This is a genomic window from Paenarthrobacter sp. AR 02 (assembly GCF_021538675.1).
Taxonomy (GTDB): Bacteria; Actinomycetota; Actinomycetes; order Actinomycetales; family Micrococcaceae; genus Arthrobacter.
The window spans coordinates 150,483-162,749 of sequence record NZ_JAJUKH010000006.1; the positions used below are offsets into that span (position 1 = coordinate 150,483).

A 12,267-nucleotide genomic window follows, 5' to 3' on the forward strand; every position below is an offset into this window, starting at 1 on the left:
CTTGAAGACATGAGCTCCTGGAACACCCTCTCCCGCGCCGCCTTCGACCTCGAGACCACCGGGAAAAACTCCCGGTCAGCGCGGATCGTCACCGCATCCATCACGGTGGTGGATGAACGCGGGGAGCTCATCGCCGAGCATGAATGGCTGGCGGATCCGGGTGTGGAGATTCCTGCCGAGGCCAGCGAGGTCCACGGCGTCACCACCGAAAGGGCGCGGGCGGAGGGGCGCCCCGCCGCAGAGGTCACCCACGAGGTAGCCGCAGTTCTTCAGGGACTTTTCGACGACGGCACTCCGGTCATCGCTTTCAACGCCAGTTACGATTTCACGGTCCTCGCCGCGGAATCCGCCCGCTACGGCGTCCCTCAACTGACGCGCTTCCCCGTACTGGATCCCTACATCATGAACAAGCAGGTAGACCGTTACCGGAAGGGCAAGCGGACCCTGACCGCCCTGTGCGAGGAATACGGGGTTGACTTCAACAACGCCCACACGTCAGCTGCGGATGCCCTGGCAACCTTGAGGGTGCTGGACGCCATGGCCGGCAAGTTTCCCAAGCTGCAGATGCCGGCATCCACGCTCCACCAGTTGCAGGTGGGCTGGGCGGCCTCGCAGGCTGCTGATTTCCAGCAGTATCTCCGCCGCAGCAAGCCGACGGCCGTCATCGAGGGCGAATGGCCCGTCCTTCCGCCCGAGGACGCCAGCAGAGGCGGCTTCTAGCGGCGCACCGCGCAAGCGGAACCGTCCCCCCGCGGATTACGTTCTGCGACGCAAGTCACACCTGATTTCGGGAACCCCCATCAGGCCTGTATTCGTGCGCGGATTCCACGACTTCGCCCCACCGTTGAATAGTCCAAGGGACAAGGCACTCCTGGCAGGAACTATATTCGGCTAAACCGAGCGTTGGCACCCACTTATTCGATTCACTGGCGCCTGGGGCCCTGGTGACATAATTAAGTTTGGCGGGTTGAAGTCTGCTAGGGCAGCCAACTTTCGTTTCGCTGCCGTGTTCCCCGCCCAACGCGATACGTCTCCGTGACCCGATGAAAGTGATTTCTTCATGAAATTCAAAGCCCCTAAGTGGCTGTCTGTCGCCCCCGTGGCCGCAGCCCTGGTGATTTCCCTGGCAGCATGCGGCGGTGGATCCTCCACCCCGAGCGGCACCCCCACCGACGCCCTCGCCGGCAGCGACCAGAAGAGCCTGGACTCCTTCACGACCGCTGACGTCACCCCCTTGGACAAGATCGACAAGTCCAAGCTCGGCCTCATCACCGACGGCACCCTTCGCGTCGGCACCCTCTCCGACGCCCCGCCCAACATCTTCATTGATCCTTCCGGCAAGTTCACCGGCTACGACAATGAACTGCTCCGCGCCATCGGCGACAAGCTGGGCCTCAAGGTCGAATTCGCGTCGACTGACTTCTCAGCACTGCTCTCCCAGGTGGGCAACAAGCAGTTCGACGTCGGATCCTCCTCGATCTCCACCACGGACGCCCGCCGCAAGACCGTCGGTTTCACCAACGGTTACGACTTTGGCTACATGGCCGTCGTCACCAAGAAGGATTCCAAGGTCACCGGCTTCGGCGACATCAAGGAAGGCCTGCGCGTCGGCGTTGTCCAGGGCACCGTCCAGGATGACTACATGACCAACACGCTCAAGATCGAGCCTGTCCGTTTCCCTGACTACAACACGGTCTACGGCAACGTAAAGAACGGCCAGATCGACGCTTGGGTAGCCCCGTCACAGCAGGCAGAAGGCCAGGTCAAGGAAGGCGACAACACCAAGATCGCCGAAAAGGTTGTCAACACCCAGAACTTCACCGCGTACGCAGTGAACAAGGACAACAAGCCCCTGATCGATGCCCTGAACTCCGGCTTGGACGCTGTGATCGCCGATGGCACCTGGACCAAGCTCACGGCAGAGTGGTACAAGGACCGTCCGACTGCTGCTGAGCAGACCCCCCAGGGCTGGAAGCCGGGCAGCAAGGCCGTCCAGATCCCCGCCAAGTAACCCGGACGTTCCATGGATATCCTCAACCAACTGGCCCAAAGCTTCTTTGACTGGAAGGCGATAGGCGAAGTCCTTCCCAAGATGTTCGCCGTCGGCTTGCCCAACACCATTGTGCTGGCTGTCGTCTCCGGCGTCATCGGGACAGCGATCGGGATGCTGCTCGCCCTGATGGGGATTTCCCGGAACGCAGGGGCACGGTGGATAGCCCGCATCTACACGGACATTCTCCGCGGGCTTCCACCGGTGCTGACCATCCTGGTGATCGGATTCGGGTTCGGCCCGATTGTTCGTGAACTCACAGGTTCAACCAGCCCGTACCCCATGGCCATTGCGGCACTGTCCCTGATGTCTGGTGCCTACATCGGTGAGATCTTCCGGTCCGGCATCCAGAGCGTGGACAAGGGCCAGCTGGAGGCTACCCGCGCCCTTGGGTTCAGCTACGGTTCCTCCATGCGCCTGGTAGTGGTCCCCCAGGGTATCCGCCGCGTGCTTCCGGCCCTGGTTAACCAGTTCATCGCGTTGATCAAGGAATCGTCGCTGGTCTTCATGTTGGGCCTCCTGGCAACCGAGCGTGAGATCTTCCAGATCGGCAAGGACGCGGCGGCCAACACAGGCAACCTGTCCCCCTATGTAGCTGCCGCCATCTTCTACCTGGCACTGACCATTCCGCTCACCCACTTCGTGAACTGGATTGATGCCCGGATGCGGACCGGCCGTCCGGAGAAGAAAGAACCGGACGAAGCAGCAGCCGTCGTTGGAAAAGGAGCCCAAGCATGAGTGAATTCGTTTCAGGCACATTGACGGCCAAGAACATCCACTTGTCCTTCGGCAGCAACCACGTCCTGCGTGGCATCGACCTGCACGTCGAGAAGGGCACCACCGCCTCGGTGATCGGTCCTTCCGGTTCGGGCAAGTCGACGCTGCTTCGCGTCATGAACCGGCTCATCGAGCCGGACCAAGGCGACATCCTGCTTGACGGGCGTTCGGTTCTCAAGGACAACCCTGATGAGCTGCGCCGCCGGATCGGCATGGTCTTCCAGCAATTCAACCTGTTCCCGCACAAGACGGTGGCAGAGAACATCTCGCTGGCCCTGCGCAAACTCCGTGGCATGTCCAAGGAGCAGGCGCGGGACGAGGCCCTGAACCAGCTGGACCTGGTGGGTTTGAAGCACAAAGCGGACTCCCGGCCGGCCAACCTCTCAGGTGGCCAGCAGCAGCGTGTGGCTATTGCCCGCGCGCTGGCCATGAAGCCGGAAGTGATGTTCTTCGACGAGGCAACATCTGCGTTGGACCCGGAGCTGGTCAAGGGCGTCCTGGCCCTCATGACGGACCTGGCCAAGGGTGGCATGACCATGGTGGTGGTGACCCACGAGATGGGCTTCTCCCGCAACGTTTCCGACGTTGTGACCTTCATGGATGCCGGTGTGGTCGTGGAGTCGGGCCCGCCGGAACAGCTGTTCACGGATCCGCGCACCGAGCGCCTCCAGGGCTTCCTTTCGGACGTCCTTTAGAAGCGAAGCCACAGGAAACCCCGCTTTGCGTGCCCCTCGGGGCTGCGCGAGGCGGGGTTTTCCTGCGTTCGGAACCTGAAGCTACTGGCCGGCCTTGACCCGCAGGATGGTCAGCACTGCCGCGTCCACCTTGGCACGGAACGCCGGATCGGACTGGGCCTTCTGCACCACGGCCTGGTGCATGGTGGGGATGCGGGCAGGATCGGCGCACACCAGCATGGTTCCCCCGGCAGCAAAGAAGTTCAGCGCCCTATCGGCATCGGACCATGCTTCCAATTGAGCCGCGCTGCAGAGGTCGTCTGACAGGACGATTCCCGTGAACCCGGCATCCGTCCGCAGCATGGTGTCCATGATGGTCGGCGAAAAGGGTGCAATGTTGGCAGGGTCGATCTTGTCGTAATAGGCATTTGAGACCATGACCCACCGGGCGCCACCTTTGATGGCTGCCTGGAATGGTTCCAGGGCGGGATCATTACTGGTGGTGGAAGTGTCCCGGACCTCGCTGCTGACGTCCGTGTTGGGAACCACTCGGCCCAGGCCCGGGTAGTGTTTCACCACTGGAGCGACGCCGGCATCCTTCATGCCATCCGCGAAGGCATTGCCCAGCACCGAGACATCGTGGGGTGTGAAGCCGTACTGCCGCTGGAAGTGGCCTATCGGGGCGTTGGACGGGGCAAATTCGGGACTCGTGACGGTATCCAGGACTGGGGCAAGGTTCACGTTGACGCCAACGCTGCGTAGCTCCTTGCCCCAGACGGCCGCGTCGGCACGGAGCTTGGTGGGCCCTGCCCCAGCCTGTACCAGCGCTGCGGGTATTTGCGAGAAGCCCGGACCGGACAGGACCTGCACGAAACCGCCTTCCTGGTCTGTGGCGACCGACAACGGCAACCCACCGGTTGTGGCAGCGGAAACCGTGCCGGTCAATGCTGACACCACCGACGCTGTGGTCGCCGTTCCGGCTTTGCTGCGCCCGCTCAAGTAGACGTTGCCCACGTGATATTTGTTCAGCGCGGCCATGGTTGCAGGTTCGGCGCCGGTAGCCTTGGCAGCAACCATGAACAGCTGTCCAACGCGTTGTTCCACGTCCAAGGTGGCGAGCTGCTGTTCAGCCGCAGATGGGGTGCCGGTGCTCGGCTGTGGGGCCGGAGCAGGGGCCGCTGGAGCAGAAGGCCGTGCGGAGGGCGTTGCCGCCGCGGTGCTGGGAACCGGGGCGGCTGATGACGGGGAAGCGGAGGTCGACGGCGTCCCTTGAGTTGGGTTCTGGGCGGAACTTCCGTTGCCTGCCGAGCAGCCGGACGCCATGGCGAGCAGAGCTCCAGCCGCCGCGATGCTCATTCCGAGGGATGCAATTGTCTGGGTCTTGCGCATGGTAAACCGTTGATTCGTTGGGGTTGGGTTTCCACTTACGAGCCTACCCCGTGCGGGTACAACAATGCCCCGGGCAGCTGCGCGGTGCAGCTCCCCGGGGCAGGCTGACCACGTCAGGCTGAGGCGGCGGCCGCAGCTTTCGCAGCTGCCGGGAGTGCGTCGAAGATCCGGCTCATTGCTGCGTCGTCGTGGGCTGCAGACAGGAACCAGGCTTCGAAGACAGACGGCGGAAGATAAACACCGGAGTCCAGCATGGAGTGGAAGAAGGGCGCGTAGCGGAAAGATTCCTGGCCCTGGGCGTCGTCGTAGTTGTGCACGCCGTGGGCGGAGGTGCCGAACGCGACGGAGAACAGGTTGCCTGCCCTCTGGATGGAGTGGTCTACGCCGGCCGCTTCCAGGGCGGACGACAGGGCCGCAGACAGCTCCAGCGAACGGGCATCGACGTGGGCGTAGACCTCAGGCGTCGCGTTCGTCAGCGTTGCCACGCCAGCAGCCATGGCCACAGGATTACCGGACAAGGTGCCGGCCTGGTAAACCGGACCAACGGGAGCGAGGTAGTCCATGACGTCGGCGCGTCCGCCGAGTGCCGCCGTCGGCATGCCGCCGCCGATGACCTTGCCGAAGGTGAGAAGGTCCGGCGCCCAGCCCTCCTGGCGGCCAGTCAGGCCCCAGTAGCCGGCATGTCCAGTGCGGAATCCGGTGAGCACTTCGTCGAGGATAAGCAGTGCACCGTGTTCCTTGGTGATCCGCGAAAGACCGGCGTTGAAGCCCTCTCCCGGGGTCACGACACCCATGTTGGCCGGCGCAGCTTCAGTGATGATGGCAGCGATGTTGTTGCCGTGGGCGGCGAAGGCAGCTTCGACGGCGGCGAGGTCGTTGTAAGGCAGCACCAGGGTTTCAGCTGCCGTGGCTTCGGTGACACCTGCCGAGCCGGGCAAGGCCAAAGTGGCGACGCCCGAACCGGCCGCGGCGAGCAGTCCATCGAGGTGGCCGTGGTAGCAGCCGGCGAACTTGATGATGAGGTTGCGGCCGGTAAAACCGCGGGCTAGGCGAACGGCCGTCATGGTGGCTTCCGTGCCGGTGGACACCATCCGGAGGCGTTCGACGGCGGAGACGCGTTCCTTGACGATGGCAGCCAGGTTGGCTTCGTCCGGGGTGGACGCACCGAAGGACAGGCCACGGTCCACGGCCGCGTGGACGGCGTCGAGGACGGCCGGGTGGGCATGGCCCAACAATGCCGGCCCCCAGGAGCACACCAGGTCAACGTATTCTTTGCCGTCCGCGTCCGTGAGGTAGGCACCCTTGGCCGAGACCATGAACTTCGGGTTGCCACCCACGGATCCGAAGGCGCGGACCGGGGAGTTCACGCCGCCGGGCATAAGGGACCGGGCGCGGTCAAAGAGCTGGTCGGACACGGGGGTGTTTGAAGTCATGGTTCCTATTCTTTCAGTGATTCATCAGCGGCAGGGCCGTAGCCTACGGGGCCGCGGCAAGCAGCTCGGCGACCCGCGGGGCCACCTGTGTGCCGTAAAGCTCGATGCAGCGCATCATGGATTGGTGCGGCAGGGTCCCATTGCTGTATTTGAGGTCGAAGCGGTCAACCCCGAGGTTCCGCTTCAGGAGCGCGATCTTCTGCGCCACGGTTTCCGGAGAGCCCACATAGAGGGCGCCTTCGGGACCGCACATCGCATCGAACTCACCCCGGTTGCCGGGTCCCCAGCCACGCTCGGCGCCGATTCTGTTGCGCTGTTCAAGCCAGTGCGGGAAGAGTTCTTCGCGGGCGTCCTCGTCGGTATCGGCGATGAAACCCGGTGAGTGTGTCGCTATCTGGCGCATCGGGTGGCCGTACTTGCCCATGGCCTCGCGGTACAGATTCACCAAGGGCGCAAAGCGGCGGGGTTCTCCGCCGATAATGGCGAAGATGATCGGGTATCCGTATTCGGCACAGCGCAGTACAGACTCAGGGGTTCCGCCTACTCCGATCCAGGCGGGCAACAGATGGTGCTGCAGCTTCGGGTAGACCTGGAGCCCGCTGACGTTGGGGCGGGTACGGCCTTCCCAATGGACCGGCTTCTGCGCGCGCACTTTGTCGAAGAGCTCAAGCTTTTCCTCGAAGAGGACCTCGTAATCGGCCAGGTCAAGGCCGAACAGCGGGAAGGACTCCACGAACGAACCCCGTCCGAGCATCACCTCGGCCCTGCCGTTCGATATCGCGTCAACGGTGGAGAAGCGTTGGAACACCCTGATGGGATCGTCCGAGCTCAGCACCGTGACAGCCGAGCCGAGGCGGATCCGGGACGTCACAGCCGCTGCCGCGGCGAGGAAAACTTCCGGCGCGGACACGGCAAAGTCCCGACGATGGTGCTCACCGACGCCGAAGGCATGGAGACCGACGGAGTCTGCGAGTTTGGCTTCTTCCAACAGCTCCCGCAGGACTTGGGCATGCTCCTTGGGATTTCCGTCGGCGTCGAGTCCCGCATCGCCGAAGGTGTTCAGCCCGAGCAGGATCTGGTCAGAAGCTACCGGTGCTGTGGGGTCGGAGGAAACAGAGGTCATCAGGACTCCTTAAGCCAGCCTGCCAGTTCGGAGGCCCAGTAGGTCAGTACGGTATCGGCGCCGGCCCGTTTGATCCCCAACACGGACTCGGTGATGGCACCACGCCGGTCGATCCAGCCGTTGGCCGCAGCCGCTTCGATCATGGCGTACTCGCCTGAGATTTGGTAGGCCGAGACGGGTACCGGGCTCATGGCGGCGACGTCGGCAAGGATGTCCAGGTAGCTCATGGCCGGCTTGACCATGACCATGTCCGCCCCTTCCTCCAAGTCCAACTCAACTTCGAGGATGGCTTCGCGACGGTTGGCCGCGTCCATTTGGTAGGTCCGGCGGTCACCCTTCAGCTGGGAATCAACGGCCTCACGGAACGGGCCGTAGAAAGCGGAAGCATATTTTGCGGCGTACGCCAGGACCGCGGTGTTCTTGTGGCCGGATTCCTCCAGGGCCTGCCTGATGACGGCGATCTGGCCGTCCATCATTCCCGAAGGGCCCAGGACGTGCGCGCCGGCATCTGCTTGGGCCACTGCCATCTTGCCGTAGATTTCCAACGTGGCGTCATTGTCCACGTAGCCCTCGGCGTCCAGTACACCGCAGTGGCCGTGGTCGGTGAATTCGTCCAGGCACACGTCGCCCATGATCACCAGGTCGTCACCGACTTCGGCTTTGACGTCGCGGATTGCCTTGTTCAGGACACCGTCAGGGTCAAGGGATGCAGTGCCCTGCGCGTCCCGGACCGCGGGTACGCCGAACAGCATGATGCCGCCCACTCCCAGCTGCACGGCCTCGGCGGCAGCACGCTTCAGGGAGTCGGTGGTGTGCTGGACGACGCCCGGCATGGAGCTGATGGGGCTCGGTTCGGTGAGGCCCTCCCGGATGAATGCCGGGAGGATCAGGTCTGCGGGGGCCAGCCGGTTCTCGGCGGTCAGCCTGCGCATGGCGGGAGTTGTGCGCAAGCGGCGGGGACGATGGTTTGGAAAGCTCATTGCGGGTTCCCTTCGTTGGCGAAAACAGATACCAGTGCGGCCACGATGCCGTCCGGTGTTGGTTCTTTGGCCGTGGCAGCCACGGCGAGTCCGAGCTGGGAGGCCGCAGCCGCCGTCGGACGTCCAATCGCGATGACCTGGCAGCGGCCCAATCCCGGAAAGTCCCTGGCGATGCGCCGTGCGCCACTGGGCGAGGCGAGCACCACGGCGTCCATGGTCCCGGCGTCCAGGGCCTCCCGCGCTTCTGCCGGACTCATGATCCGCGGTGCTTGGTCTTCAACCACGACGGCGGACGGCAGCTCCGCTGTCAGGCGGCGCCCGGTGTGGGCCGGGAAATCAACGGTGTGGTAGGCGGTCACGGCAGTAACGTCGGCGCCCTTCGCTGCAAGGCCTTCACGGAGGCCCGGCGCGGCAATATCTGCTTGGGGCAGGAAGACCTGGCCGGGTGCCGCTGTCCAGAGCTCAAGGAGGCCATCTGCCGACTGTGCCTCGACGGGCGCCAGCGCAACTGTGAGTCCAACGGACTCCAGCGCGCGCCTGGTCGACTCGCCCACGGTGGCCACCCTGGTCCCGGCGGGGACCAGATGAGCAAGGGTGACACCGCGTTCGGCAGCCTTTTCCAGCAGGACACGTACCGTGGTGATGCTGCTGACGACCAGCCAGTCGAATCCGCCCGCGGAAAGCCGGTCAATGCCCTCATCCAACGGGGACTGGTCTTGGGCCCGTTCGAAATCGATCAGTGGAAGAACCAGTGGCTCCGCACCGGCTCCGGTGAGGAGTGAAGCCAAAGCCTGGGCGCGGTCGGCGGTCCTGGTAACCAGGACGCGCCGGCCGGCCAAGGTTTGTGCTTCCAAGGGCTTAGGATGCGGCAAGATCCGCAATCTCCGCCGCGCCGGCGGCGAGCAACAGCTCGGCAACCTCGATGCCCAGCAGGGTGGCTCCCACCTCAGTGAGGCCGTCGGTGGCCTTTTTCTCGCGCACGGTCTTGGTCCCGTCCACGGAGCAGACGGCAGCTTCGAGGTGAAGCATGCTCCCCTTGCGGAAGGCGAAGGCACCTACGGGAGCCGCGCAGCCGGCCTCGAGCCTGGCAAGGACCGCACGCTCAGCTGTCACCGCAAGGCGGGTGTCGTCGTCGTCCAGCGCGGCCAGGGCCTGCGCCAACACACCGTTGGAGCCCTCCGTCGTGCCTGCCTGGTTGGGAGCATCCTCCGTGCGGCATTCGATGGCCAACGCCCCTTGCCCAGGTGCCGGCAACATGACGCTGGTTTCGAAGAACTCGCTGACGGTGTCCAGCCGGCCCATCCGCTCCAGGCCGGCAGCGGCGAGCACCACGGCGTCCAGGTCGCATGACTTACCGGGAACAACCTCGGACGTGGTGTTTCCCGGAAGCCCCGGGACCCTGCCAAGGCGGGTGTCAACGTTGCCCCGGATATCGAGGACCTCGATGTCCGGCCGCGCGGCCCGAAGCTGGGCTGCACGGCGGGGCGAGCCGGTGCCCACCTGCGCGCCACCCGGCAGTTCCGCGAGCGTCATGCCGTCGCGCGCGCAGAGGACATCCCGGACGTCGACGCGCTTTGGCGTCGCAGCGATACTCAGGCCAAGGGCCGCCCCTGTGGGCAGGTCCTTCAAGGAATGCACGGCGACATCGCAGGTGTCGGCCAGCAGCGCATCACGGAGCGCCGCGACGAACACGCCTGTGCCGCCCATCTGGGAGAGGGAACCTGTCTTGACGTCGCCCTCGGTCCGGATGTGCACGAGGTCTACCGGGAAACCGCCGACAGCAGCCAACTTGTCGGCAGTCTGCTGCGTCTGGGTCAGGGCCAGCTTGCTGGCCCTGGTGCCGATGCGGACGGTCACTTGGCGGCCTCCGACGCGGCGTACGCGTCGTGGCCGATGCCGACGCGGGTACCGACTTCGGCGATGACAGGCTTGGCACCGCGGAAGTTCTCGCAGCAGTTGGGACGGCACACGTCGTACCACGGTCCGAGGTCGGTGACATGCGGACGATCGGCGATGTTGTTATCCACGGTACGTTCGCAGATCAGGTCCACGAGACCGGAAACAAAGGCTGCATGCGTGCCCGGCGTGGGAACGCGAGTGGCCTCGATGTTGAGGTTCTGGCTCGTTTCCAGCGCCTCAGTGTCGAGGTCCCAGGCAACTTCCATGTGATCGCTGACGAAACCGAGGGGAACAATGACAACGCCCTTGACACCTTCAGGAGCGATTTCCTCGAGGTGGTCGTTGATGTCCGGCTCCAGCCAGGGAATGTGCGGTGCGCCCGAGCGCGACTGGTACACCAGATCCCATGCGACGTTGGGTGCCACGGTATCCATGATGGCCTTGGCGTTGGCAAGGTGCTGGGCTGCGTAGGCAGATCCTTCAGCGAACTCGCGCGGCTCGTCGTCTGAACGGCCGGCGGCCTCGGCATCGCGGGTGGGAATGGAGTGGGTAGCGAACAGGACACGGGTCTTCGAGTCCGGGTCGGTTTCGCCGGCAGCAGCCAGCTTGCCCCGGATCTCTTCAAGCCCGGCGGCTGTCCCCTCAAGGAAGGGCTGAACCACACCAGGGTGGTCGAAGTACTGGCGGATCTTGTCCACCTCGAGCTTGCCGTCCAGGCCGGTTTCGGTCAGCGCAACGCCGATGTCTTCGCGGTACTGGCGGCAGCTGGAGTAACAGGAGTAGATGCTGGTGGTGAGCATCAGGATCCGGCGGTGGCCGGCGTCGTATGCATCCTGCAGGACGGGGGCGATGTACGGGTCCCAGTTCCGGTTGCCCCACAGGACGGGCAGCTCGATTCCGCGCTGTGCCAGCTCGGCTTCGATCGCAGCCTTCAACTCACGGTTCTGCTGGTTGATAGGGCTGATGCCACCAAACGCGCGGTAGTGGTGCGACACCTCTTCCAGGCGTTCGTCGGGGATGCCACGGCCACGGGTGACGTTGCGCAGGAAGGGGATGACGTCCTCCTGGCCTTCGGGTCCACCAAAGGACGCCAGCAAAACTGCGTCGTAGTTCTTGGGTTCCTGGCGGCCGCGCTCGGTGACGCTGTTCGGTTCGGTGGAAAGGGGGAACTCACTCATGCCAGGACCTCAGCAATCTCGGCGGCGCTGATGCGACGGCCGGTGTAGAACGGGATTTCTTCACGGACGTGGTTGCGGGCTTCGCTGTCGCGCAGGTGGCGCATCAGGTCGACCAGGTCCACCAGTTCCGGTGCCTCAAGTCCAAGGATCCATTCCCAGTCCCCCAGCGCGAAGGAGGAGACGGTGTTGGAGATGACCTGCGGGAATTCGCGGCCCAGCAAACCGTGTTCGCGGAGCATGGCGCCGCGCTCTTCGGCCGGCAGGATGTACCACTCGTAGGAGCGGACGAACGGGTAGACACAGAGCCACGTGCTGGGCTCGACGCCACGCGCGTAGGCGGGCACGTGGCTCTTGGCGAACTCGGCCTCGCGGTGCACGCCCATGGCGGACCAGACAATTTCCGTTCCTGCGAACAGTTTGCTGCGGCGGATGGAGCGGACGGCGGACTGCAGGTCCTCGGGCTTGGCGCCGTGGAGCCACACCATGATGTCGGCGTCCGAGCGCATCGCCGACACGTCATAGCTACCGCGGAGGACCACGCCGCCGTCGGCGAGCGTTTCGATCAGGGCTTCGAATTCCTGGGCAGCATCGCCGCTGCGCAGGACGTCGGCCGAGCGCTTGAAGACGGTCCAAAGCGTGAAGAACTGCTCGTCGGTTCCAGCAGTTTTAGTGACAGATTCGGCAGAAGTGTGGCTCATGGTTCAAGTTTGCCCCGTGCATGGCGCTAAGTCGAAACGGATCAGTTCTACAGGGCGTAGAAGTGA

At 64.2% G+C, this 12,267-nt stretch carries 12 protein-coding genes; 4 read left to right on the forward strand and 8 right to left on the reverse strand.

Annotated features, from left to right (window positions below; genetic code table 11):
• The first annotated feature begins 9 nt into the window (after positions 1-9).
• The 4 genes from LRQ04_RS13520 (at position 10) to LRQ04_RS13535 (ending at position 3,522) form a co-directional block, all read left to right on the forward strand.
• The gene (locus LRQ04_RS13520; protein ID WP_235520655.1) at positions 10-720 is read left to right on the forward strand and encodes a 3'-5' exonuclease; all 711 of its coding nucleotides are present in this window, start codon (positions 10-12) and stop codon (positions 718-720) included.
• A 340-nt stretch (positions 721-1,060) separates the two neighbouring features.
• The gene (locus LRQ04_RS13525; protein WP_235520656.1) at positions 1,061-2,011 is read left to right on the forward strand and encodes an ABC transporter substrate-binding protein; all 951 of its coding nucleotides are present in this window, start codon (positions 1,061-1,063) and stop codon (positions 2,009-2,011) included.
• A 12-nt stretch (positions 2,012-2,023) separates the two neighbouring features.
• Positions 2,024-2,788 (forward strand): amino acid ABC transporter permease, encoded by a 765-nt coding sequence (locus tag LRQ04_RS13530; protein WP_235520657.1) that lies wholly within the window; start codon positions 2,024-2,026, stop codon positions 2,786-2,788.
• Entirely contained in the window at positions 2,785-3,522 is a 738-nt protein-coding gene (locus LRQ04_RS13535; RefSeq protein WP_211714242.1) for an amino acid ABC transporter ATP-binding protein, read from the forward strand. Before LRQ04_RS13530 ends, LRQ04_RS13535 begins: the two co-directional genes overlap by 4 nt.
• 81 nt (positions 3,523-3,603) lie before the next feature.
• Here LRQ04_RS13535 and LRQ04_RS13540 read toward each other — a convergent pair whose 3' ends face one another.
• From LRQ04_RS13540 to hemQ, 8 genes are all read right to left on the reverse strand, one after another.
• Entirely contained in the window at positions 3,604-4,890 is a 1,287-nt protein-coding gene (locus LRQ04_RS13540) for a glycoside hydrolase family 3 N-terminal domain-containing protein (RefSeq protein ID WP_235520658.1), read from the reverse strand.
• A 113-nt stretch (positions 4,891-5,003) separates the two neighbouring features.
• Positions 5,004-6,323, reverse strand: a complete 1,320-nt coding sequence (hemL, locus tag LRQ04_RS13545) for a glutamate-1-semialdehyde 2,1-aminomutase (protein WP_235520659.1) — start codon at positions 6,321-6,323, stop codon at positions 5,004-5,006.
• 43 nt (positions 6,324-6,366) lie between these two features.
• Positions 6,367-7,446: an LLM class flavin-dependent oxidoreductase gene (locus LRQ04_RS13550; protein ID WP_235520660.1), complete on the reverse strand. Its 1,080-nt coding sequence runs from the start codon at positions 7,444-7,446 to the stop codon at positions 6,367-6,369.
• Complete coding sequence (gene hemB, locus LRQ04_RS13555) at positions 7,446-8,426, reverse strand: porphobilinogen synthase (protein ID WP_235520661.1); 981 nt, start codon at positions 8,424-8,426, stop codon at positions 7,446-7,448. The genes LRQ04_RS13550 and hemB overlap by 1 nt, the downstream gene beginning before the upstream one ends.
• Complete coding sequence (locus LRQ04_RS13560) at positions 8,423-9,280, reverse strand: uroporphyrinogen-III synthase (protein WP_235520662.1); 858 nt, start codon at positions 9,278-9,280, stop codon at positions 8,423-8,425. Before LRQ04_RS13560 ends, hemB begins: the two co-directional genes overlap by 4 nt.
• 4 nt (positions 9,281-9,284) lie before the next feature.
• Positions 9,285-10,283, reverse strand: coding sequence for a hydroxymethylbilane synthase (gene hemC / locus LRQ04_RS13565; protein ID WP_235520663.1), 999 nt, complete (start codon positions 10,281-10,283; stop codon positions 9,285-9,287).
• On the reverse strand, positions 10,280-11,503 hold the full coding sequence (locus LRQ04_RS13570; RefSeq protein WP_235520664.1) for a ferrochelatase: 1,224 nt from the start codon (positions 11,501-11,503) through the stop codon (positions 10,280-10,282). The genes hemC and LRQ04_RS13570 overlap by 4 nt, the downstream gene beginning before the upstream one ends.
• Entirely contained in the window at positions 11,500-12,201 is a 702-nt protein-coding gene (gene hemQ / locus LRQ04_RS13575) for a hydrogen peroxide-dependent heme synthase (RefSeq protein ID WP_235520665.1), read from the reverse strand. The genes LRQ04_RS13570 and hemQ overlap by 4 nt, the downstream gene beginning before the upstream one ends.
• Positions 12,202-12,267: the final 66 nt, after the last annotated feature.